Here is a 20,772-nt window from a genome sequence, read left to right as displayed (position 1 = left end):
TCTTGAGCGCCATGGCGATCATCTCCGACAGCCAGCGCTTGAACATCGACTTGATGCTGTCGATCGTCCCCGAGAAGCCGCTCAGAAGCCCCTCAGACAGCGTGTCGACAAGATCTCCGGCCAGCGGCACGCTGTCTGCCAGCTCGACGTTCAGGCGGCGCTGCGCCTCGGCCATCTCGCCCTGCGACAACCGTCCGGAGAGCTTCGAGAGCTCGGACATCTCGCGGCGATATTTCGCCACGGGATCCAGCATGTCGCGCCAGCGTTCCGCTTCCTTGTCCAGCTGCCCCGTCAGGCGCGCGGCTTCCTTTGCCGCCTTCGACGCGCTCGCCGCGGACTTCGCCCTGCCACCCGAGGCTCTCTCGGACGCCGCTGCGACCTTCCGAAGCTCGGTGGCTTCGTCCGCAGCTGCGAGGCCAGAGAGTTCGAGGGCCTTGGCCGCCTTGAGGGCCTGCGCCTCTGTCCAGCCCATGACGCCACCGCGAGCTTCAGCGGCAAGAATATCGCCATCATACTTGGCGGATACCTTGAACCGCTCCATCTCCATGCGCGCATCCGCTATCGACTTACCTGCCTTCAGCGCGTTGATTTCGACGAACGTCGCGGCATTCGAGATCATCCCACCGCCGATCTGCGAAAGCGCAGATGCGATTCCGAGCACTTCCGCACGGACACCCGACATGGATATCGCCCAGGTCTCGGTATTACTGATCGCGATACCCAGGGTGTTGCCGGCAGCCGCGAACAGCCCTTGAAGTTCCGATGCAAGATCGCCAATCGATTGAACATTGCCTGCAACTTCGCCAGCGCTCAGGGCCAGTCGAAGTGCCTGAACGTCAGCAGCGCGCAGCTCTGGCGGAATTGCCTCGACCGATCCGAATACCCCGAGCAGTTCCTGGTGCAGCGCCCGCGCCGCGACAGTCTGATCGCCGATCGGCGCATCACGCCACGCGGCGAGGGCGTTCGCCACCTTGCGCGCCTGATCCTCGCCAATCTTCATCGTTGCGACCATGTTGCCGACAGTCTTGTCGAACTGCGAGATCACCTTGCCGGAATCAGTCAGCCATCGTGCGGGCCCGGCTTCCGCGGCGGCCGTCTTGCTGAGACTGCCAAACGTTTCGCTGAGATCCGCGACGGCCGCATCCATCGCTTCGATCGCCTCGATCCGGGTGATCTGGGACAGGGCCTCGTTGACGCGACGCGCCTCGCCCGACAGGCTGCCAAACTGCGCCATCAGATCCGCATTGGATTTCGCGGCATCCTGAGCGTATTGGCGATATCGGCCAATCGTCTCGGACAGGTCAGATACTGCTTCGTCAGCAGATTTTGCACCGTCCTCGATGTTCAGGAGCATCGGTGCCACCGCGGCACCCACTGCGACCAAGGTCCCCAGGCCGGCGCCGATCAGCGCCAGCTTGCCAGAGAACCCCATCACGCCGGCAAGCTGCGGAAACTGCTGAGTGAAGGCTGTCAGGGCCGACTGGCCCGATGCGACCTGGACCGCGAAGTCCTGCACCTGGAAACTTGCATTGGTGATCTGCGGCGTGAACCTCGCCAGGCCACCGGTGGCGCCGGCGACGGCCGGGGTCAGCGAGAGATATCGCTGCTGCGCCATCTGAAGCACACGCGCGTGTTCCTGTTCGGTGATGACCTTGGCCTTCAGGGCTGCATCGGCGGTTTCGATCGCGGATTCGTACCGCTTGCTGCTGGCATAGACCGGATCGATCGAGGCGCGCAGGGACTGGTAGCTTGAGGTGGTCTGGGCCAGCGCCTGCGCCTGCTGGCGCTGCGCCTGTTCCGCGCGCTCGGCCGCCGTCGCCACACCCATATATCTGGACGCGGCCTGCTCCAGGACGGTGTTCGCGGTGCGCTGGCTGACCACACCCTGGTCCACGAACGCCGCGATCTGCCGCTGCATGTCGCCGAACCGCTGCGAGGCCGCGAACGCCGGATCGATCGAGGCGCGCAGCTGGTCGAATGCCCCGGCATTGGCGCGCGCGGCTCCCCGGCTTCCATCCAGTGCCCGCGTGATCTGCGCGCCCATCTGCCGCGCGGTGTTCGCCGCCCCACGCGCCCGTGTCTCGAATTGCGAGACATCCAGCCCAAGCCTGGCCTTCATCTGTCCGGCAGAAGCGTTCATGGTCGATCCTTGCCCGAAAGCTGTCCGATCACGAGAACCACCATCGCGACCTCACCGATCAGCTCACTCATTGCGCTTTCCTTTCCACCGGCGGGATCGCCAGCGGGTTTTCCCCTGCCCTGAGTTCGTCGAGATAGCCGCGACACATGTCGAACAGCACCTCGGCCTCCCAGGGCTCGGAGATCCGTCCGGTCTGCCGGGCGAATGCATCGATCTCAGCCCAGTCCGGTGCGGTTGCCGCCAGGCCGGTTTCACGAACCGGCCCGATCCGGAACATCGCGTCGAGCAGGTATGCCCCGCCGTCCAGGTCCGGCAGGCCGAGAGGCTGCCGAAGGCGTTGCGCCCTCTTCAGCCAGCTCTCCCCGCCGCAGTCCTTCGGCACCGCATGAAGATGACCCCATTGTCGTGCCGCGAGGATCAGCGTTTCGAGCCGTTTCCCAGGTAGTTGGCGCGCGAGCTGGCGAACTCGAACACCTGGACGACGAAGGAGAAGTCGTCCTTCTGGCCGTTGAGGATGTTCAGGTTCAGGAACCATTCGGCATCGGCGGCCGTCGCGGGATCCTTGCCGCGCAGGATGTTCTCGAAGCCGCTGATCAGGGGAACCGCACTCTTGACCAGGTCAGCGTGCAGGTCCTCCAGCGTGCTGTCGGCGTCTTCGCCGGTCTTGCCGCTGGCGAGTTTCGCCTGCCGCGCGGCCCGCATCGCGGCCTGCGCCGAGCGCGCCTCGGTGCCCTTCACCAGCACGATGCAGGGCTGTTCATGGGCCTCATCGGCATAGAGGGGAATTCCGGTTGCCGGGTGCTTGAGATGCAGGCGCCCTGCGGTTTCGGCGCCGGCACGGCTGTCGAACTGCGTAAAATCCATCGGTCTGTTCCTTGAGGGTCCGGGTTCAGGATGGGCCGCCGCGGCTGAACCACGTCTGCGGCGGCCCGGTCGCGCCCCTGGCGGGCGCGATGGGATCACGCGCGCACGACGGCCGAGTTGACGCGGACCTCGCCGGTGAAGCCCTTGTAGCTGCCGGGTTCGCGCGCCGTGTCGCGGACATTGGCGACCTTGCCGTGGAAATAGGCGGTGCTGCCGTCCGGATCGACCACGCGGAACGACACCTCGCTGTTGGTATTCGACTGCGCGATCAGCACCGGCTGGCCCAGGTCATCCGCATCCGACCGGATGGTGAACGGCACCGCGCCGCCATCCTTCGATCCGCTCACATGCTCGACGCGGCCATCGAGCAGCTCGACGGTGATATCGTTGGACGTATCGCCCAGCTCACCCCAGGAGGCGATCTTGCCGATGGTCTCGTAGGTCAAGGCGCTGAATCCTGCCTCGTCAAGCGTCGTGGGGACGCCGACGACGCAGCCGATCGTGGCCCCGATATAGGAAATGGCGACTGCCATGATTGTGCCCTTTCTTGGCATGCGATCAGGGTCGCCGGTGGCGACGGATCCTGATCCGGGTTGTCGGGAAAGCTCGCTGTTTGACCGAAGGGGTCAGCCCGCAGGCAACGGCGGTTCAGGGTCTCAGATCGACCTTCGCCGGATCCTCCGCCGGCGCTTCCGAGGTCCGGGCAGCGCGCTTCACGGGCGCGGGTGCCTTTTTGCCCCCGTCCGGGTCGAAGACCACCTCGAGGTCACCGCAGCCGCGCAGGCCCGAGATCTTCGGCCAGTTGTCCGGACTGCGGATCGTCGCATTGGTGGTGGTCAGTTCGCCCTTCGCGGGGATCACGTGGCGCGTCAGCAGCGTGATGTCGCGCCCGGTCTTGTTGATCAGTCTGGCCATGTTCGCCTCTTCAGATGGGTTTGCTTCGATCTCCGCCACCGGCGGGATCGTCAGTCCTCGCCCCCGAGCGGGCGATGCCAGGTGACGCGGAAGTTCACGATCGCCGTGCCGACCCGTTGTTCACCCTCGCCGTTCAGCGCGATGGTCAGGTCTTCCGGCAGGCAGCGATGGTGCGCGGCGAAGATCGCAGTCACAACGCAATCCTCGATCGCCTCGGCATCCTCGTCGAGCGTGTCCTCGAGGTCGTCACCGCCGAGCCGCTTCACGACCACCTGAAGCAACGTTGATCGCTCCATCTGGTCGAAGACGTCCAGCGTGGCGCGTTCCTGCGGTGTGACGACACCGAGAACGGGCAGCATTTCCGCGGGGATGTTGCCTGCCCACGCCGAGAGCTGGGCCACCCCGCCCATGCGCGGATCGGCAGCCAGCGCCGCGCGGGCCAGCGCCCTGAAGTCACCGCGAAGGCTCATTCGAAGATCCTTTCCAGCTCGCAGATCAGGAACGCGTCATCGGCGGGCGACGCGGACAGATCGTGGTTCAGGATCTTGTAGGTCTTGCCATTTCCGGGCTCAATTCGATCGCCCCGCGCAATTTGCGGGACAAGGTCGCGCCCCACCCGCCATGTCGGCGCGACGACCAGCACCGGGTGGCCATCCTGGTCGAAGGCCTCGGCCCCGTTTTCCCGAAACATCGACCGGACCGCTCGACCGGGCTCGGCGGCGCGGAAATACTGGACCTCCGCGCCAAGCACGTCGGACAGGATGCCCGCCATGCCGTTGAAGATCGACGACATCAGCGGATCGTGCCGTCCAGGAGGACAACGCCCGTGGCCGACGGGTTGGCAGCCGTTTCAACGGCCGCGCCGACCATCTTGTTGCCGGTCGCCGTGGTCGTCACTACGCTGTTGGCGGCATCCCAGTAGACCTTGGCGCCGGCGGTCCACGCCTGCGCCGAGGTCTTCGGCAGCGTGAAGACCCCGCGACGAACCAGCACAACCGGATCGTCCTGCGCGGCATTGCCCTGTGCGACGCCGAAGACATCGCCAACCAGGACGGCATCGCCGGCGCTGACGGCGGCCGGTGCGGTCAGCGTGATATGCTCGCCCGGCTGGATGTAGTTTTTCATGTCGTGTCCTTTCGTGACCTGTGAGAACGACGAAGGGCGGCCGGAGCCGCCCTTTCGTCCAGAAACCGCCCCGGCCTTACTGACCAGGGTTCTTGTAGGTCCCGCGATACTCGGCGAGCGCCGCGCCGAAGATATGACGGGCATTCATGGTGACCGCATCCGGGTTCATACCCTCGATCGTCTGCACGGTCGGTGCGCTGTAACCTTCCAGGTAGGCGTGCGCGACGGGCGGCAGGTCGCTGGACACCAGGTACCAGGCTGAATCCGACCCACCGGCAGCCGCACCCAGGTTCGGCACCACGGCGGGCTGAAGGGTCGATTTGTAAGGATTGGTCTCGCCATCCGATGCCGGGGTCGTCACAGTCGTGAACTGCAAGGCGACCAGTTCCAGCGCCGGGGGGACAATCAGGCGATTCGGTTCGACCTGCATGAAATCGTCCTTGTCGCTGGTTCCGAACGCGCGCTGCTCCCACATCGACCGGCGCGCCACTGCGACCGAAGCGGCCGAGATGGCGGCCGCGGCGCCGAGGTTGCCGTGATCGGCATGGAACAGCGCCTTGTTGTCCGACTTCAAGCGCGCATTGGTCCGGATCAACGCCCAGACCATCAAGTTCTCCATGGTGCGAGCGGCCATCGCGAACTCCATCGGGATCCTCTGGAATGCGCCCATGTCGTCGTTGATCACCGCTTCGAAGGTCAGCTTGATCGTGCGGCCGCGACGTTCAACCTTCAGGCCTTCGGCCTCGTCCGCCAGCACGGCGGACTGGTATTCGCCGTTTTCCTGAACCGGCTTCAGCGAGAAATCCCCACCGAAACGCACCGAATGGAGTTCCCGGAAGTCGGTCGCCGTCAGCGGCTGGCCTGTCACCATCTGCCAGGTCGCCGCGCGACGCTGATAAGCGGCCTGGAGGCTGCGGTTCATGACCTCGGTGGTGATATGGGCAAAATCGCTGATCCCGTAGGCGCCGCCCATCATCGTGGTGGAGCGCATCCCGCGCCGGATGGTTTCGGAATCGTTGTAACCGCGCGACGGACCGGCAAGCGCCATTGCCAGATTGCGCACCCGCAAGCCACTGTATTCCTGGGCCGGACCATCGGACTGGCCCATCATGGCCGCGACCATGCCCTCCATGCGGGTCTCGGTCTCGTCACGGGTGATCGCGGTGCGCGGGCCTCCGGTGCGCGTCGGCGATTCCGCATCGGCCATGGATGCCATGAAGCGGGCGCCGGCGGCATCGGCCGACACACCTTCGTCGATCAACGCATCCACATCGGCCTGCATGAGACGACCCGACGTGACGAAGGGGGCTGCCATGTCACGGATCGCCCTCATGCGCGCGCGCTCAGCCATACGAATATCGTCGGCGGACTGACCGCGCATCTGAGCCGGCGCCGGGGTCCCGGTCGCGGGATCCAGGGGCGCCGGCGGCGTCGCTGCAGGGGCTGCCGGTGCGGGCGTCGTTCCGGCTGCCGCGTTCGCGGGCGCGGCGGAGTTCTGCTGGTCTTCGGGCATAGCGCCCTCCTCTCTCTGATTGCCGCGCGCGGCGGCGGGCTCGTTGGCGGGACGATTTGCGCGACCCGACGGGTGATTGGTATTGTGCTGCGATAGGCGCCGCCGAAGTCCGTCGTGGCTTGCCATGAAGGCCGATTGGGCCGCTTCAAGCGACGCGGCGGCAGGCAGGGCCAGGACCTCGGGCGCAGTGCCGGTGGCAAAACCCTCGGCAATGGCAGCGTCGGGCCCCAACCATGTTTCGGCCTTCATGATGGTCCGGACATCCTGTGCCGACTTGCCGGATACGGCGGCGTAGACGGTGGCATAGGTCGACGCCAGGACCGCCAGCGCATCCGCGGCGCGGCGCGTCTCGTCTTCCGTGCCGCAGACGCAGCCCGAGGGATCGTGGATCATGATATACGACCCGGCCGACATCAGCCGCTCCACACCGGCCATCAGGATCAGCGATGCCGCCGAGGCCGCCTGCCCCTCGACGATGATCCGACAACCGCCGGGATGGCTGGCGAGCATGGTGCGGATCTGTTCACCGGCGGCGGCGTGACCACCGTTGGAATTGATCCGGACGGTCACGCGCCCTTCGCCCAGTCCGGCCAGCGCCTTGCGAACCATGCCGGGGCTGAAGAACACATCCTCTTCCCACATGAAGCCGACCCAGGCATCGTCCACGACTTCGCCGCTCAGGATCAGCTCGCCGTTGCTGATCAGGTCACTGGCCATCGTCATCCTGCTTTTCCTTTCTCTGATCTTCGGCTGCGCGGGCCTCGCCCGATGCCGAGACCGCCGCGCCACCGGACAATTCCGGAAGGCCGGCATCGTTATCCGCCTGCATGTCCTGCGCGCGCTCCTCGCGGATCCGGGCCGGATCGCGGCCCAGTTCGCGCTGCACGCCCTGCCGACTGTTCAGTCCAGCGTCGATTTCCTCGACCATTGCCGGGATCTCGCGGGTCGGATCGACGAGGATCCGGCGGGGCGGGGTCCAGTCCATGGTGAACTCGATCCCCCGATGGCCCATCAATGCCATGCCTTCCCGAAACCAGCGCTCCATGCCGGCCCCGAACTGGGCGATCATCAGGCCCCGCTGCCACATCCGAACCAGGCGGTCCATTTCGTTCCGTCCAAGGCGGGCCGATGAGAAGTTGACCTTTTCAAGATCGACCGCCAGCGCCTCGTAGGTCACTCCGACGCCCGCGGCGACGGCACGCAGCCCCTGCTTCATGAAATCGGCATAGCCATCGACTTTCGGCGGGTCGGTGGGAACTGGCTCGGCACCGTCTGGCAGGCTGACAACCGCACCCGGCTCAAGGCTCTCCAGCCCCGTCTGTTCGTCCGCTGGACGGTTGCTGCCCGAAGCCCATTTCAGCATGACGGCCAGAAGTGCGGACATCCGCTGCTTCAGGATCTGCGCCTCCTGGTAGTCCGACAACTCGCCAATGGTCATCATGACCGGGGCGAGCCAAGGGACGCCGCGAAGCTGGCCCGGCCGGTCGAAGCGGCGGATATGGATGACATCCGACCAATGTATCCGGGTCGATTGTGGCGCCCGCCGGTGCTGGACGGCACCGGGATGCTCGGACAGGAAATGATAGGCTTCGATCGCTCCTGTCGGGCCATATTCGACCCCCTCGACCACGAGGTTCTTGCCGTTGTTCTGAATCGTGGTGTCCAGCAGGTCTGGTTCCAGGACCTCGACCTGGTACGGCAGCGCGAGTCGCGCGCCGAAGCGGGCATCCCGGGGCCGACGGCGAATAAAGACCTCCCCGTCCGTGAATACCCCGGACATGCAGATCTGCTGCATCTCGAGAAGATCGTATTCGCCGAGGGCGTCGATGTCGTTCGACAGCAAGTGTTGGCGCACCAGCTGCTCAACCGTCGTCTTGTGGGCCTCGTTTTCGCAACGAATGGATGGCATGATGCCGTCCCCGACCACGTTCGCCACCACCACATCGCGAGCACGGGCCGCATAGGCGCGGTTGCGCACCATGTCGCGGCTGATCTGCCGGAGCCTGGCGCGACTGCCATAAGCGGCAGCATCGGCCGACATCGCGGGAGCTTTCCAGCCATAGGTGCGGCGCCCGCGCGAGGCGGCGTCATAGTTCATGACGATCGCCGTCTGTGCCCGAGCCTTGGCGCGGTTGAGCCCCGCCAACGGGTTGAAGAAGCCGACGACGCGGTCGAGGACGTTCATCACAGACCCCGCGGCGTCTTCGGATAGCCGATTGCGAACGCCGCACCACTGCGGCCCGCCAGTTCGTTTTCGATCATCGCCAGCGTTGCACGCATGTCGGCAAGTGAACGAAACCTCACGCGCTCGCCGTTCACCTCGACCTCGGAGGCACCTTTCGCGATCGCCGACCGCAACCGATCGGCGTCAGCCTGTGTGTAGGCCACGTTACTACCTCCTCAGAAAATTGATCTTGCGCGGCATCCGCGGCTCCGACCGCTCATGCGCGCTGGCCGCATCGTTCGCGCGATCCAGCCTGACGGCATTCGGGTTCAGCAAGCCGGCAAGGCACCATGCCGGCGGCGCCTCCCAGTTCACCCTGTTCACACCCAGATGCTCGGCCAGCGCCAGGGCCTGCACCGAGTGATCGAGACCTTCATTGCGCTGGACACCCTTCTTCAGCGCCCAGCCCTTCTCGCCCCGCGCTTCTGCGAGATGTTCCGAGACATGCTCCGCGCCCATCCATGACGGGATATGCTGCGCCCCGATCGGCGTATCGAGGCGACCGAGGGCCGCAACCACCGAATCCTTCAGCCGGTCTACCGCCATGTTCAGCAGGCGAATTCCGCGCGCCTTCTTGCCCCGAGACGCTCGGTCCGGCGCCTCGTGCCAGACGCGGTCGCGCTGGTTGAAGCCCGGGCGTCCGATCGACAGGTAGAACCGGCCGCCGCGTCCTGCCCTCGCTTGCTGGCGCCAGAACTTCTCGGCGTTGTCCGACCATCCCTTCGGGCCGTTGAAGTCGATGACCACCGCGATCGGCATCAAACCCCAATCGGCACCGTCCACCGGATAGACGCGATCCGCCAATTCCGACAGCACCGTGGCGTCCTCTGCGTATCGCCCGGGATCAATGGCCCTGTATCGGCCGTCGTCGCCCTTCGCGCTGGGTGCGTCGTCGGGCGGCTGATGGATCGCGTAGCGCTCCAGGGCGACGCGCTCGCCTTCCGCACCCCATGCCATCGCCATGACTTCGAAGCGGTTGCCCTGCACATCCACCATCACGGTGATAAAGCGCGTCCAGGAAGGTGCGATCCCCTTCTCGATCTGCAAGGCATGCTCGCGCAACGTCTCGAGCGTCAGGGCGTCTTCGTCTTCAAGCGAGCTCCGGCGATAGGGAACGCCGATCTCGGTATAGTGGACCCCCGCGAAGTCCTGATCGTCACCATCGACCTCGAACGACCGCCGCGCGCTCTCGTACCGTTCCACAAGCGACGCCCAGGAGGAAAACGCCGCCGCCGCGCCGTTGAACGCATAGCTGGCGAACGGCGCATTCCGCAGCTCGGGATCGTCGATCCGAACCAGCCGGCGAGCTCCTGTCTCTTCATCGACCGCCCTCCCCTCGTGCAGCCATCCCCCATGGCTGGTCGCGGCGTGCCGGTTCAGCTCGGCCTTGTGCCGATGCGGAATCACCGACCCACAATGCGGACAAACCATTGCGGCGGCGTCGCCGGCATCGGCCGGGTCCAGATCGCGATTGTAGTCCAGCCTCTCGAAAGTCGGCTCGAACAGGTTTTCGCAGTCCGGGCACTCCCAGTACCAGCGTCCACGCGTCCCCTGATTGTACAGGTTCACGATCCCACCCGTTGTTGCCGGCATCAGGTGCGGCTCCAGCAGACTGGCGGCACGGAACTTGTCTTCGTCGACCGGAAAGGCCGGCGTGCTTTCCACGAACACGAAACCCCGGCTCAGGAAGGTCTTGATCCGGCGAAGCGCCATCCCGAATGGCGAATCCTCCGGCGCATCCTTCGGACCCAGCCGCTGTGGCATGTGGTCATAGTCTGTCAGCAGAACCCCGCGCTGCGAACGCGACGACAGCTGGTTGGCCACGGGATAACCGATTGTCAGGCGCATCCCCTTGAAGCGCTTGCGGCTGAACGTGCTGTCTTCCCGAGACCTGCCGAGCCGTTCATGGAGCCGCGGGCTGTTGAAGATCGCCGGGTTCAGCTTCTCCTCGACCCATGCATCGGCATCGGTCTTGGTCATGTGGATCAGTTGCACCGGGCCCGGCGCGCAGGTGACGGCGTGCGCAGATACCGACAGCAGCATCTGGCTTTTGCCGCTTTGCGACGGACCGACAAAGATGACGCCCTTGAAGCGCCGCGACTGCGAAATGTCCTGCGGCTCGATCGTGTACGGCGCGACTCCCCGGTCATAAGCGCCCCAGCGCCCCGCGATCGGAACGCGCAAGCTCTGCTCGGCCGCATCCGTGACGGAAATCCGGCTCGGAGGGTCAAGCAGCGGCAAGGCATCAGCCAGGATTTCCTCCGGCGTGACGAATGCGGGCAGCGCAGGTATCCGGTTCAGCTGGCCAAGCCCGCGATCGATCATCGCAACCATCAGCGCAGTTCCATTTCCGACTGCGTGCCGGCGATCGCGACCACGGTTGCGCCACGATCAAGCCGATCCTCCAGCATGCGGCGGGCTTCCTCGCGAACCTGGTCGCAATAGCTTTCGACCTGGGCGACCTGGGCTGCCGACAGTCCGAAGTTCATCTCCGCGAAATCCGGCAAGTTATCCATGGCCGTGCCGAAGGCGACCAGCAGATCCTCCATCAGTGCACGTGTACGATCTGCGCGCACCAGGTCTCCGCGCTGCTCGGCAACACGGTTGCGATGGTACTCGGCCTCCGACCATTTCCGCAGATCGTCGGCTGTCAGGCCGCCCTCTTCCTCGGCGTGATCGTCGTCGAGGTTGCGGAACGCCAATGCCGCCTGGGCCGCGAGCTGGTCACCGCGCAGCTTGGCATCGCGAACTTTCTCGTCGCGCGCCTGGCGCCAGGCCCAGCAATGTGACAGGCGAAATTCATAGGCGACCCCGTTCTGCCCGACGGACAGCGCCGGCATCCCTTGCGACAGCCACTTGGTCACCGTGTTCTCAGTGACATTCAGCGCCCTTGCAAGCTGGGCGCGGTTCAGGGGAGTGCCGTCATCGGCCACGCCGTCCGGCAACGGAAAGCGCACGACATCGAGCACGCTCCCATCGACAAGCGTGACAGTTTCCGACATGATTTCCTCAATGATAACAACAACCACAACCCGAACAGCTACCCGCCGCCGAGATCGCGAAACCAAATTTAACGGGGTGCGAATTACCCGCGTGCCGCAGATCGCCGGGAAGGACCCGCGGCTAACCGAACCGCATCTGCATCATCCGGCCAAGCGTCCGGGTCAGGTGGTCCGACATCCTTGCCGCGAATAGCTGCCCCGCATTCTCGTAGAAGCCGAGCCTCTGCTGATAGACCGGCACCTTCGTGCTGATGACCGCGACGATGCCGATGTTGCCATTGGCCTCCCGCTTGTAGATGCCGGCCGAAAGGCCCCGTCTGGGCACGAAGTATCGCGCGCGGCGCCGATGACGCCGGCGCGAGGCAGCTGTGCTGTTCGCCGTCGCGTCCCGCTGCGCCCGGAGATCCGAGAGCACGCGGTTCTTTTCGCCCTGCGACCAGTTCCCGTACGCGTCTAGCCGGGCGTTGTCGCCGGGAATGATCGACTGGATCACCCCCTCATAGGCGAGACTGCGCGAGAGCAGCATCTCGAACCCGGTTTGTGGCCTCGGCCCACCTTCTTCTTCCACCCGCAGGTAGTGGCGAGACGCCGAACCGCCCCTTTGCCGGACCTCGGCCTCGAGCGTCATCGGCTTCGCCCGCACCACCTCGAAGGCGTTCAGCGTCCAGCGCGTCGGTCGATCGAAGACAACCTTCATCCGATCGGTGACGTCATGCCGTATATCGGCGGCCATGTCGTTGAGCGCCCAGGTTCCGGCGATCCGGACATCCCGATCTGCCAGCTGCTTCAGTGCCAGGGTGAAAGGACTGGTGTCGATGGACATCAACGTATCCATGCCCACCCTCCAACTTTGCTTTCGCTCAACCTGTCCGAATGTGCGCGTGGACACAGACGCAAGTTCGCAAAAACGACACATCCGGTGTCGATTAGTTCACACCGTATTCACGCGGCAGGTGCTATGAATCCCATACGAACCAGGATCTGTTCCCACCGTTCGTTGGCGAACAGGCCAATAGACCAAGAACGAGGGCGACCATGAAGAGCAACACATTCTGTCCCTCATTTTCCCATGACGAGTGGCAGCTGATCCTGACAGCATTGAAGCCGTATCGGCACAACAGCGAGTATCGCGAGTTGCTCGAACGGCTGGAGTATCAGGCAGAGGCCCTTCGCCCATTTCAGCAGCAAGCGAACGCTGCCTGAGCCGAAACGACGTGCGCCCGCGAGGGGGTTATCCCTGCGGGCGCACGTCTTGATACTATCCAATCTGTTCTCACAGAGCGGCATAAGCGGTCAAGAAGTTTTTTTCCTCCCGTAACCGATCATGGTGTCCAGCGCGGCAGCCAGCGCCTCTATGGTAGCCTTGCAGTTCCGACCATCCTGCTGCCATCCGAAGTCACCCAACACATCCTTGATCGATTTACCCGACAGGCAGATCGCATCGACGAGTTGCCGCTGGCTGAACGCCTTCCTGTCATTGCCGCCACGGGATGACGGCCTGACCCGCCGGATCTGTATCGCGGGGCCTGTTCCAAGCCGACGGCGCATCCCGTCCAGTTCACGGGATATGGCCAGGCGCTGATCCATCCAATCTCCGCCATCACCCGAACCGAATGATCCATCCAGTTGCGACAGTTTGGTGCCATCCGCGCTCAGAAGTTCGACAAGGTCATGATACCGCCGCCCGATCGCGATCTGTCCGGGCGTGAGGGGGCACGCTTGCTTGCGGCGTAGCGCAGCCGCCTCCATCGCGTCGAATGTATCGCCACGCCGGATCGGCGAGCGGCGGACATATCCATCAGGTGTTTCTACAAAATCCTCGCGCGTCATGCCTTCCATGTGACGTATGCGCTGCAGGACAAACCCGCCACGCGCCGGAGCAGCGATGATTTCCGGTCCGCATTCGGCTGGCGGCTGCGCAGCGGCCTTTATCGCGGCGATGCGGTCGGCCTCGCTCATCAGCCGGGACCTTCCTGCCGCATGGCCTTCCTTGCCAACAGTTCCACAGCCCTGCTCATAATCGCTTATTTTGTGTTTTCCGATCATACTTACACCACCTTTAGTATTTCGCTGTTTCAAGCAGGGCTTGATGGGCTTTGCAGATTTATCGAGGGCTTGAGTTATGGTTGGTTTTTGATGGGTCTGACGTAATGAAATCAGGTGGTTAGGTTGTGTTTTTGGGTTCGACGGGTCCGATGGGCTTGAGTTTTCGACCTATGCGCATAACCGCCTTCCCCCTGCCCCCTTCCACATACGCGCGCGCACATAGGTTGGATTTTCAGGCCCTTCCGACCCTCAGGCCCAAATTCGATACCTAACCCTTTGAAAACGCAGAAACGGCATCCCCCCAACCCCCGCGATCGTCTGGCCCTGCCGCCTGCGCATTCAGGCCCGCCAAGCCCATTTCGAACCGCGAATGCCTGACATGCTTGACGGGCCCGCAGGCCCGCCAGGTCGAGGTTCCGATGGAAGGGGTGCGGGGCTATCGGGACCATGATGTCCACCCGCTGCTGTCTGTGCCCTGCGCCTCACGCATACGGCGGCCAAACTCCTCTCCCAATCGGATGCCGCGATAACCGGTCACGCCCGACTTTCCGGGCGCGAAGGTCTTCTGGGTCTCGGGATGGCGCCAGCCGTCAGCCTTCGCCTTCAGCCGGTTGGACACGGTTCTGTTGCCCCATCGGGTTTCACCGCGCTCCTCGATCCAGAAGTTGAAGGCATCGATCAGCTCGCGCGACGTCATGAAGTCACCCTCATAGCCGGTCACCAGGGTGGCATCGCCGAGGAAAGTCCCGATCGGATCGCTGTCCTTCCGGTATCCCTCGGTCGCCGCTATCACCTCCTCCGGTTCGGCCAGGCCGCCATCGAGGAAATGCAGCAGGCCCTCGACCAGCCAGTTAAGGATGCCCGATCGCTCTTCCCAGAGGATGGCATCCATCTCGGTCTTCGGGACGCGCTTCTGCTCGGGGATCTGGACGGGGAACTTGACCAGCATTACGCGCCGCCAGATCCCGTCGTCGCCGCCCCGGATGTCGGGCAGATGGTTCCCGCTGATGGTCAGCTTGAAATACGGCTGGAACTCGATCATGCCCGAAAACAGGTCACGGATCATCATCGGCTCGCCGCCGGTCAGCGCCTTGACCAAGGCCTCCTGAAGTCGCTCCCCCTCTTCGGGCTCCGAGGTCCGGACACTGCGCGCACCGATCAGGGGGATCAGGTCCGGCTGCGAATCCGACCCGGACTTCTTGTTCTTGCCGGTGAGGCTTTCGATCTTTGCCGTGGCGGAATAGTCGCCCATGATGCGCGACACGATATCGACCAGAACGGATTTTCCGTTCGCGCCGGACCCATGGAAGAATGCCAGTTTCTGAACCGGGATCCCGCTCATGGAAAGCCCGAACCATCGCTGAAGGAATTGCCGCACTTCGATGTTGGGCTGGATCTGCCGAAGGAACTCATCGAAGCGAGGACACTTCGCGTCAGGATCATAGTCCACAGGGATCAACTTGCTGAGCATCTGTTCCCGAGCATGCGGGATGAGCTTGACCTCGGGCATCGGGGACATCCCCTTCTCGGGGTCCGGGGCTATCGAGAAGCGCAAAACGCCAGACGTGGTATTCACGTCCAGGGCGCTCTGATCCAGGTCGTCCACCGTTATCGACCGCATGACCTGGGCCTCGGCCGCCATGTTGGTCATCGGGCCGGAATTGCCCGCGTTCTTGGCGTGCGTCAGCCGCCGGCCGATGACGGTCTTGTGGCCTTTCAGGGCCGCGTCGATCGACCGCAACCGAGATGAGATGTTGCCCAGTTCCGAGACCAGTGTTTCATCGCCGGCATAATCGGGCGCCGCCTCGATCTCGATCCGGCGGCGGCGAAGTTCGATCTCTTCCTGCAGCAGTTTGCGATCGCGCTTGCTGGGTTGGATGAAGTCGATCTCCTGCGCGATCAGCCCGGACATCCGCTGCGTAAGCTGGCGGATACGGGGCGACAACCCCTTGCTGATTTCCAGATCCTTGCGCCAGCGGCGTTCATCCCAAATATGCCAGCCGACCTGCGCGACATGCTGAATGTCACGCCCGAAATGGATGATAAAGCGATTGGCGTTCCCGATATCGTTCAGCGACTCCTGCGCAGCCAGTGCGATCGGATTCGGAGGCTCATCCGAAGCATGACCGTCACCGTCTTCCGGCGGCGGCGGTGGCGGCACATAGTCATCCGGGATCTCGGCCGCCGGATCGCCCTGCCCTGATGCATTCCGCAGCTCTTCGGGCAGATCGATTTCCTCCTCGGACTTCATGTCCTTCTGGAAATCGGCCATCTTGTCCGGCTCGTCGGTCATCTCAGCGCATCCATCAATCGGTCATTGCTGTCCACGCCCTCGCCCGAGTGGACGATGGCCGTGGTGCGCCCGGGACTGCACAGCTTTGCGCGGCGCAGCCCGGACATCAGCTTGGCTCGGGTCAGTTTCGGGTCGCTGTCGCCGTCCTGAATGAAGATCAGGCGCTGGACCCATGGCGGTGGAATGAAGGCGTCGCGATCCTCCATGTCGGGGATGCCGGCGTATTTCAGCCCCTTCCCCATCTTCCGCTGTCCGGACATGTTGCCCAGGTCGACCCCGGCCCAGTACGCTTCCGACGGCTCCGCCCGCGCGATCATCGTGGACAGGGTAGTTTCGATCCCCTCGCCCATCACCATCACCGTCGCGTCGCGCGGGGTATACAGCCTGATCGCGCCGCCCTTCTTGCTGCCATAGACCTTCTTCGCCGGCACCGTTTCACCATCCTTGAACGGATGGGTGACGACCGGCTTGCCCTTCGGCTGGTCGAGATCGATCCATGTGCGATGCACGCCGCTGATGCTGCTGTCCGGTGCCTGAATGGCAGACAGCATGGTCGGGCCCTCATGCACGGTCTGGAATTCGCGCCCCCTGCCCGCCACCGGCACGACCAGACGCGCGCTCGGCTCGAACCGGAAGCACCGGGGCAACTTCGCGCCCGCACGAAGGCGAAGGCCGCGACGGTCCAGATAGTCTGCGACAACGGTATCGTCGGCGGGACGGCCGGCGTTCCAGATCTCGCGCGCCTGGCGAATCGCGTCAGCCCTGTGTCGGGCGGCGTCCGCCTCTCGTTGCCGACGGAATGCGTCCGCCCTGCGGCGCTGCTCGGCTTGCTGCTGTGGCGTCAGCTCCTGTCGCGGACCGACCAGCCAGTCCAGCGCCGCACGGAAATCCATCCCGAGCGTCAGCTGAACCAGCGCGACCTGGTCGCCCTTGGCATCGCAGCCGCGGCAGAAGATCACGCCCTTGCGGGGATTGATCGAGAAGCGATCCGTTCCGCCGCAGCCCGGGCAAGGTCCGACCAGCTCGCCAGCCGTGCGCACAAGGTCCTTAATCTGCAGGCGATCGGCCAGCTGATCCATGGGGATCGCCTTTGCCTCGATCAGCCGGGTATCTTCTTCAGCCATCCGATGCCGCCCGCTTTTCCGGAAGCGACGAGTCGAGATCCGCATTCTCCGCGCGACCGGACTGATAGGCTTCCAGCGCAAGCCCGTGCACGAATTCCAGCAGCTTCACGAACTTGCGTGGGGGCGTGCCGATATCGGCGACTTCAGCCACCGCGCGGATCAGTTCCACGTCGATCGATTGCCTGTTCATTGTCCCCTCCGCGCTGCATTCCAGTGGGCCGCCATGCAGCGGCGGTCGAAATCGTTCATCGCTCGGGCGACATAGTGCTCGATGGCGCGATGGGGCCCGAGGTTGTCGGCGATCCGGCGTGCCTCGCGCAGCAGCGGCTCCATTTCTGGCGACCGGGTCGCGCGCGGGGCCGCCTTGTCGATGATCTCGGCCAGCATGCGAAAGTCGGCCTCGTCCGGGATAAGCGGCAGGCGCGACATCAAGCCAAGGCCATGGATCAGCGTGCGATCGAACGCGTTCAGCTTCATCACTCAGCCCTCGACATCGGCACGTTCGGCGGGCATCGGCCAGGTCGATCGTTCGACGGCCCGCCACAGCCGCTGCCCCGCGGTCTTCAAAAGCGTTGGATCGCGGCGCGACCGAGGAAACAGGTCCGCGAAGTCATCCAGCCCCACATAAAGCGGGTCGTCCTTCGGCAAGGTCTCCTTCACCGCGATGACGGCCAGCGACAGCGTCTCTGCATCGGCCTCGCCCAGGCTGGATTTCATGGCCAGGCCAAGTGCGATCATCTGCGCCCCCTGCCTGCGTCGTGCGTGCTGATCCATGATGTCCCTCACATGTCTGTTTCCCGGGGGCGCCGAGGGAGGAGGAGACGGCGCCCCCGGGATTCCGTCCCTGATGACCGACCAGGACGGATGGCGAATAAAAGGACGGGGCGGCGAGCAGCGCGCCCCGCCAGTCACCGGCGCGAAACAGGCGATGTTCGCGCTGGCAGAGATGTCTGCCCCGACGCCAGAAGACGGCTCTCGGCCGGGCCAGCCGCAGGTTCCACGATCGCGGGTGATCTGCGCCCAGGGCGGGCCGCAATCGCAGCGGGTTGGCGACAGGTGCTGCGCCCCGCCGATCCTCCCCGCCCCGGGCAACCTGAAAGCCCGAAACCAATTGCATCGCTTTCGAATTACGTATCCTAGGCACCCGACCGAATATGAAAGCGCACCGAACAAAGGATTCAAAAATGTACAAAGTCGGTGACGATGACCTCCTGAGGAACGCGAACGGCGGATTGATTGGCCCGTTGGTGAACAGCTTCGCCGCCGGCGAGATGGAATTTCCCGGTCTCAGCCTCATTTGCTGTCGCCTCTGGGATGGTACGCAACGCCAGGAAAGCAAGGTAGACGAGGCCACTGCGCTTCAGTTCCGGATGACATGCGAGGATGCGAGGCACCTGGCCAAGCTAATTCTTGAAAAGGCCGATGAAATTGAAGGTATTGGCAAGACTCATCAGTGACGATCTTCCTGCGCACCGAAGGCCGTCCAACGCTCAGTGCCTTCATCAGGCGCTCATGGATCTCATCGCTCTTGCAGGTGCGAAAGCCGCGCACGTCAATCAGCGATTCCAGATCCGGACGATCCATCACCGGTCACCCCGCATGATCTCATCGAACCGCGCCAGCGTGGCGTGGGCGTGATCGACATGGTGGCCAAGCGGACAGTTGATCCCCTCTCGCCAATTCCAGGCGGTCTGCATCGTGACGTCAAAATGCGCCGCGCAGACCTCGCTGCTGCGAAAGCTGGCGATCATCAGCAGCGACCAACGGCGGAGGAAATCGGCGCGATCCGGATGCTGGGCGTGGATATGCGCGCGCCGCACGGATCCGCGTGAACGGCCGCGCCCGTCAAACTGATCATGATGGGACTTTTGCCGAGCGCCGCCGTTAGGCTGCGTCGTGATTCTCAGATTGTTCATTGGAGGACTCGTTATGGATGGGGGTGTAGGGCACTGGATGCGCCGCCATATACTGTCGAACTCGCTCGATCGTTCTCGGCATACACTGCCCGCCTGCTAGAAGACGGGCGAAGAGCCGGCTATCCGCCACAGAGTAGACCCCCAGCGTCGTGAGGCTTATGCCGCGAGCGGCGGCATACTGTCGGGCGTCATTGAGGAACTCGTTCAGCATGAGCGAATCAATAGGACTAAAATCCCATCATGTAAAGGATCAGTGTCCTATGGCGCGCAGGATTTTAATCCGCCATCCTTCATCTATGGCTACGAACGATCCATTTGTTGAAGGTTTGCGGCGCATTTTCCAGGCGCGACCCGACCTCACACCTGCTGCGGTGAGTACGCGCGCAGGGTTGGACAACTCCACCATCCGCAAGCTGATAAGCGGCGCGAACAAGTCGCCAAAGATCGAGACAGCACAGAGAATTGCGAATGCGATGGACTACCAGCTGAGTGACATTATCGCAGTGGGCGAACACTCAGATCCAACGACGGCACTGGACTGGCTCAGGATTCTCGACCAGGTGAGCCCTCATGTTCGCGAAGAGGCCATAAAATACGCCCTCTACCTTCAGTCTCAGAACACTGAAGCTGCTCTTTCGCGCGCAAGGGCTGTACCATCGGATGATGAAGAGAAGAAGCAACAGGGCGCAGATCGGCCGGAAGCGCGGCGGTCTGCGCCCCTGCGGCGCTCCGGTTCGTAAGATCCGCTACCTCGGTGGCAAATCTGAGTTGCAACACCTGATCATCCTTGAGGGAGAGTGCAAGTCGTAGAAGCTCGCTCCTACCGATCATTCCTCTCCTCCATTAGCTAGAATACCATTAAGAACATTTAGTGAACAACGCTCCCGTTTAAGCGTCAACCTACCTTCCCCGGATATCCCCTAGGATGCAACGCCAGAACGGCGCGCTTTGGTTTAGTTAGGATTATTGTCCCATTAGGTTCTTGACATAGGATTTAAGTCCTATCATCTTCCCTTCATCGCAACCCGATGGAGGCCAGCGCCATGCAGCGCAGCACCGATAGCAAACTTGCGGGCCATCCGATCTATGACGAGGTCCGCCACATTCTCACTAACCCCGATGCCGCCCTGGCGGCTGGTCCGACGGCCGTCCGCCTCGCCTGGTTCATCAGGGCGAATGCGAATGGCGTGAAACTCGCGCAGCGCAATGTCGGCGGAATGCCGGACGGGGCCGCGTGATGGCCGTCGTCAGCAGCCGCCCCTTCACCGACCGCGAATGCCAGATTGTCTATGCATCGCCCCAGTTGGGCTGGCCGGACGAAGACACCCGCGCGGCAACCGAGCGCTGCCGCATGCAGATGGTCGCGGACATGCGGCGGGCGACGCATCAGCCAGAGATCCTGCCGATCGACCTGCCCGCGGTGCAGATCGAGGACGATCCAACACCGATCCAGGCGGTTACCTCTCGCGACCTGCTGCTGGCGACCATCGCCTGTGCCTGCACCACGCTTGGCGGCGCGCTGGCGCTGTGGGTGCTGGCATGATCGCGCCGGTCACATATCGCGGCATTCCCATCCGCACTTTCGATGTTCCAAGCACCCCGTTCGTCTG

Annotated in this window: 26 protein-coding genes and 1 pseudogene; 6 read left to right on the top strand and 21 right to left on the bottom strand. The window is 63.7% G+C overall.

Translation table 11 applies throughout. The annotated features are described in order from the left end of the window. The 14 genes and pseudogenes from J7359_RS19355 to J7359_RS19290 all read right to left on the bottom strand — a co-directional run. Window positions 1-2,140 (bottom strand): annotated as a pseudogene (locus J7359_RS19355) (hypothetical protein); the annotation flags it as partial. A 67-nt stretch (window positions 2,141-2,207) separates the two neighbouring features. After that, window positions 2,208-2,522 carry a hypothetical protein gene (locus tag J7359_RS19350; protein WP_209059666.1) on the bottom strand — a complete coding sequence of 105 codons (315 nt, stop codon included), beginning with the start codon at window positions 2,520-2,522 and terminating at the stop codon, window positions 2,208-2,210. Between the two features lie 35 nt (window positions 2,523-2,557). Then, window positions 2,558-3,004 (bottom strand): hypothetical protein, encoded by a 447-nt coding sequence (locus tag J7359_RS19345; protein WP_209059663.1) that lies wholly within the window; start codon window positions 3,002-3,004, stop codon window positions 2,558-2,560. A gap of 95 nt (window positions 3,005-3,099) precedes the next feature. Beyond that, window positions 3,100-3,537 (bottom strand): hypothetical protein, encoded by a 438-nt coding sequence (locus J7359_RS19340; protein ID WP_209059559.1) that lies wholly within the window; start codon window positions 3,535-3,537, stop codon window positions 3,100-3,102. Window positions 3,538-3,652: 115 nt separating this feature from the next. Beyond that, a complete protein-coding gene (locus J7359_RS19335) occupies window positions 3,653-3,958 on the bottom strand; it encodes a hypothetical protein (RefSeq protein WP_209059660.1) in 306 nt (101 codons plus the stop codon). Between the two features lie 11 nt (window positions 3,959-3,969). Further along, window positions 3,970-4,389, bottom strand: a complete 420-nt coding sequence (locus J7359_RS19330; protein WP_209059657.1) for a hypothetical protein — start codon at window positions 4,387-4,389, stop codon at window positions 3,970-3,972. Continuing rightward, window positions 4,386-4,712, bottom strand: a complete 327-nt coding sequence (locus J7359_RS19325; RefSeq protein WP_209059654.1) for a hypothetical protein — start codon at window positions 4,710-4,712, stop codon at window positions 4,386-4,388. Before J7359_RS19325 ends, J7359_RS19330 begins: the two co-directional genes overlap by 4 nt. After that, window positions 4,712-5,044: a DUF2190 family protein gene (locus J7359_RS19320; protein ID WP_209059641.1), complete on the bottom strand. Its 333-nt coding sequence runs from the start codon at window positions 5,042-5,044 to the stop codon at window positions 4,712-4,714. Before J7359_RS19320 ends, J7359_RS19325 begins: the two co-directional genes overlap by 1 nt. 76 nt (window positions 5,045-5,120) lie before the next feature. After that, entirely contained in the window at window positions 5,121-7,280 is a 2,160-nt protein-coding gene (locus J7359_RS19315) for a head maturation protease, ClpP-related (protein ID WP_209059638.1), read from the bottom strand. Beyond that, window positions 7,264-8,742, bottom strand: a complete 1,479-nt coding sequence (locus J7359_RS19310) for a phage portal protein (RefSeq protein ID WP_209059627.1) — start codon at window positions 8,740-8,742, stop codon at window positions 7,264-7,266. Before J7359_RS19310 ends, J7359_RS19315 begins: the two co-directional genes overlap by 17 nt. After that, entirely contained in the window at window positions 8,742-8,945 is a 204-nt protein-coding gene (locus J7359_RS19305; RefSeq protein WP_209059625.1) for a hypothetical protein, read from the bottom strand. Before J7359_RS19305 ends, J7359_RS19310 begins: the two co-directional genes overlap by 1 nt. Before the next feature lie 4 nt (window positions 8,946-8,949). After that, a complete protein-coding gene (locus J7359_RS19300; RefSeq protein WP_209059622.1) occupies window positions 8,950-11,115 on the bottom strand; it encodes a terminase gpA endonuclease subunit in 2,166 nt (721 codons plus the stop codon). Further along, complete coding sequence (locus J7359_RS19295; protein ID WP_209059619.1) at window positions 11,115-11,783, bottom strand: hypothetical protein; 669 nt, start codon at window positions 11,781-11,783, stop codon at window positions 11,115-11,117. Before J7359_RS19295 ends, J7359_RS19300 begins: the two co-directional genes overlap by 1 nt. A gap of 121 nt (window positions 11,784-11,904) precedes the next feature. Next, window positions 11,905-12,606, bottom strand: a complete 702-nt coding sequence (locus J7359_RS19290) for a hypothetical protein (protein WP_247740543.1) — start codon at window positions 12,604-12,606, stop codon at window positions 11,905-11,907. A gap of 212 nt (window positions 12,607-12,818) precedes the next feature. Between J7359_RS19290 and J7359_RS19285 the strand changes: the two genes are divergently transcribed. Beyond that, complete coding sequence (locus J7359_RS19285; RefSeq protein ID WP_209059616.1) at window positions 12,819-12,986, top strand: hypothetical protein; 168 nt, start codon at window positions 12,819-12,821, stop codon at window positions 12,984-12,986. A 90-nt stretch (window positions 12,987-13,076) separates the two neighbouring features. Here the strand turns inward: J7359_RS19285 and J7359_RS19280 are convergent, their stop codons facing one another. Beyond that, window positions 13,077-13,622 carry a hypothetical protein gene (locus J7359_RS19280; protein ID WP_209059611.1) on the bottom strand — a complete coding sequence of 182 codons (546 nt, stop codon included), beginning with the start codon at window positions 13,620-13,622 and terminating at the stop codon, window positions 13,077-13,079. Here J7359_RS19280 and J7359_RS19275 point away from each other — a divergent pair, their 5' ends adjacent. Beyond that, window positions 13,623-13,934 (top strand): hypothetical protein, encoded by a 312-nt coding sequence (locus J7359_RS19275; protein ID WP_209059608.1) that lies wholly within the window; start codon window positions 13,623-13,625, stop codon window positions 13,932-13,934. It abuts the gene before it with no gap. Between the two features lie 331 nt (window positions 13,935-14,265). On the opposite strand, the gene J7359_RS19270 is transcribed toward J7359_RS19275, so the two are convergent. Genes J7359_RS19270 through J7359_RS19250 form a run of 5 tightly spaced genes read right to left on the bottom strand, consistent with a single transcriptional unit; the run spans window position 14,266 to window position 17,984 of the window. Further along, window positions 14,266-16,122 carry a DNA primase family protein gene (locus J7359_RS19270; protein WP_209059600.1) on the bottom strand — a complete coding sequence of 619 codons (1,857 nt, stop codon included), beginning with the start codon at window positions 16,120-16,122 and terminating at the stop codon, window positions 14,266-14,268. Beyond that, entirely contained in the window at window positions 16,119-17,246 is a 1,128-nt protein-coding gene (locus J7359_RS19265) for a primase-helicase zinc-binding domain-containing protein (protein WP_209059595.1), read from the bottom strand. Before J7359_RS19265 ends, J7359_RS19270 begins: the two co-directional genes overlap by 4 nt. Then, entirely contained in the window at window positions 17,239-17,436 is a 198-nt protein-coding gene (locus J7359_RS19260; protein WP_209059592.1) for a hypothetical protein, read from the bottom strand. The genes J7359_RS19265 and J7359_RS19260 overlap by 8 nt, the downstream gene beginning before the upstream one ends. Further along, window positions 17,433-17,723, bottom strand: coding sequence for a hypothetical protein (locus J7359_RS19255; RefSeq protein ID WP_209059588.1), 291 nt, complete (start codon window positions 17,721-17,723; stop codon window positions 17,433-17,435). The genes J7359_RS19260 and J7359_RS19255 overlap by 4 nt, the downstream gene beginning before the upstream one ends. Window positions 17,724-17,726: 3 nt before the next feature. After that, window positions 17,727-17,984 (bottom strand): hypothetical protein, encoded by a 258-nt coding sequence (locus tag J7359_RS19250; protein WP_209059512.1) that lies wholly within the window; start codon window positions 17,982-17,984, stop codon window positions 17,727-17,729. A gap of 446 nt (window positions 17,985-18,430) precedes the next feature. On the opposite strand from J7359_RS19250, the gene J7359_RS19245 reads away from it, so the two are divergent. Further along, a complete protein-coding gene (locus tag J7359_RS19245; protein ID WP_209059586.1) occupies window positions 18,431-18,703 on the top strand; it encodes a hypothetical protein in 273 nt (90 codons plus the stop codon). Between the two features lie 126 nt (window positions 18,704-18,829). Here J7359_RS19245 and J7359_RS19240 read toward each other — a convergent pair whose 3' ends face one another. After that, window positions 18,830-19,162: a hypothetical protein gene (locus tag J7359_RS19240; RefSeq protein WP_209059578.1), complete on the bottom strand. Its 333-nt coding sequence runs from the start codon at window positions 19,160-19,162 to the stop codon at window positions 18,830-18,832. 209 nt (window positions 19,163-19,371) lie between these two features. Here J7359_RS19240 and J7359_RS19235 point away from each other — a divergent pair, with 209 nt between their 5' ends. From J7359_RS19235 to J7359_RS19225, 3 genes are all read left to right on the top strand, one after another. Beyond that, window positions 19,372-19,902 carry a helix-turn-helix transcriptional regulator gene (locus J7359_RS19235; RefSeq protein ID WP_209059575.1) on the top strand — a complete coding sequence of 177 codons (531 nt, stop codon included), beginning with the start codon at window positions 19,372-19,374 and terminating at the stop codon, window positions 19,900-19,902. A gap of 303 nt (window positions 19,903-20,205) precedes the next feature. Further along, window positions 20,206-20,400 carry a hypothetical protein gene (locus tag J7359_RS19230; RefSeq protein ID WP_209059492.1) on the top strand — a complete coding sequence of 65 codons (195 nt, stop codon included), beginning with the start codon at window positions 20,206-20,208 and terminating at the stop codon, window positions 20,398-20,400. Next, window positions 20,400-20,705, top strand: coding sequence for a hypothetical protein (locus tag J7359_RS19225; RefSeq protein WP_209059570.1), 306 nt, complete (start codon window positions 20,400-20,402; stop codon window positions 20,703-20,705). Before J7359_RS19230 ends, J7359_RS19225 begins: the two co-directional genes overlap by 1 nt. The last annotated feature ends 67 nt before the right edge of the window (window positions 20,706-20,772 follow it).

It is taken from the genome of Paracoccus sp. R12_2, assembly GCF_017744015.1.
Classification (GTDB): Bacteria; Pseudomonadota; Alphaproteobacteria; order Rhodobacterales; family Rhodobacteraceae; genus Paracoccus.
The sequence above is the reverse complement of the archived record's forward strand: the minus strand, read 5'-3'. Positions and strand labels throughout refer to the sequence as shown.

Excerpts from the sequence above, each read along its gene's own strand:
- J7359_RS19345 (WP_209059663.1), bottom strand. The coding sequence starts at position 3,004 with ATGGATTTTACGCAGTTCGACAGCCGTGCCGGCGCCGAAACCGCAGGG.
- J7359_RS19340 (WP_209059559.1), bottom strand. The coding sequence starts at position 3,537 with ATGGCAGTCGCCATTTCCTATATCGGGGCCACGATCGGCTGCGTCGTC.
- J7359_RS19330 (WP_209059657.1), bottom strand. The coding sequence starts at position 4,389 with ATGAGCCTTCGCGGTGACTTCAGGGCGCTGGCCCGCGCGGCGCTGGCT.
- J7359_RS19325 (WP_209059654.1), bottom strand. The coding sequence starts at position 4,712 with ATGTCGTCGATCTTCAACGGCATGGCGGGCATCCTGTCCGACGTGCTT.
- J7359_RS19320 (WP_209059641.1), bottom strand. The coding sequence starts at position 5,044 with ATGAAAAACTACATCCAGCCGGGCGAGCATATCACGCTGACCGCACCG.
- J7359_RS19315 (WP_209059638.1), bottom strand. The coding sequence starts at position 7,280 with ATGACGATGGCCAGTGACCTGATCAGCAACGGCGAGCTGATCCTGAGC.
- J7359_RS19310 (WP_209059627.1), bottom strand. The coding sequence starts at position 8,742 with ATGAACGTCCTCGACCGCGTCGTCGGCTTCTTCAACCCGTTGGCGGGG.
- J7359_RS19300 (WP_209059622.1), bottom strand. The coding sequence starts at position 11,115 with ATGGTTGCGATGATCGATCGCGGGCTTGGCCAGCTGAACCGGATACCT.
- J7359_RS19295 (WP_209059619.1), bottom strand. The coding sequence starts at position 11,783 with ATGTCGGAAACTGTCACGCTTGTCGATGGGAGCGTGCTCGATGTCGTG.
- J7359_RS19290 (WP_247740543.1), bottom strand. The coding sequence starts at position 12,606 with ATGTCCATCGACACCAGTCCTTTCACCCTGGCACTGAAGCAGCTGGCA.
- J7359_RS19285 (WP_209059616.1), top strand. The coding sequence starts at position 12,819 with ATGAAGAGCAACACATTCTGTCCCTCATTTTCCCATGACGAGTGGCAG.
- J7359_RS19280 (WP_209059611.1), bottom strand. The coding sequence starts at position 13,622 with ATGGAAGGCATGACGCGCGAGGATTTTGTAGAAACACCTGATGGATAT.
- J7359_RS19270 (WP_209059600.1), bottom strand. The coding sequence starts at position 16,122 with ATGACCGACGAGCCGGACAAGATGGCCGATTTCCAGAAGGACATGAAG.
- J7359_RS19265 (WP_209059595.1), bottom strand. The coding sequence starts at position 17,246 with ATGGCTGAAGAAGATACCCGGCTGATCGAGGCAAAGGCGATCCCCATG.
- J7359_RS19260 (WP_209059592.1), bottom strand. The coding sequence starts at position 17,436 with ATGAACAGGCAATCGATCGACGTGGAACTGATCCGCGCGGTGGCTGAA.
- J7359_RS19255 (WP_209059588.1), bottom strand. The coding sequence starts at position 17,723 with ATGAAGCTGAACGCGTTCGATCGCACGCTGATCCATGGCCTTGGCTTG.
- J7359_RS19250 (WP_209059512.1), bottom strand. The coding sequence starts at position 17,984 with ATGATCGCACTTGGCCTGGCCATGAAATCCAGCCTGGGCGAGGCCGAT.
- J7359_RS19245 (WP_209059586.1), top strand. The coding sequence starts at position 18,431 with ATGTACAAAGTCGGTGACGATGACCTCCTGAGGAACGCGAACGGCGGA.
- J7359_RS19240 (WP_209059578.1), bottom strand. The coding sequence starts at position 19,162 with ATGAACAATCTGAGAATCACGACGCAGCCTAACGGCGGCGCTCGGCAA.
- J7359_RS19235 (WP_209059575.1), top strand. The coding sequence starts at position 19,372 with ATGAGCGAATCAATAGGACTAAAATCCCATCATGTAAAGGATCAGTGT.
- J7359_RS19230 (WP_209059492.1), top strand. The coding sequence starts at position 20,206 with ATGCAGCGCAGCACCGATAGCAAACTTGCGGGCCATCCGATCTATGAC.
- J7359_RS19225 (WP_209059570.1), top strand. The coding sequence starts at position 20,400 with ATGGCCGTCGTCAGCAGCCGCCCCTTCACCGACCGCGAATGCCAGATT.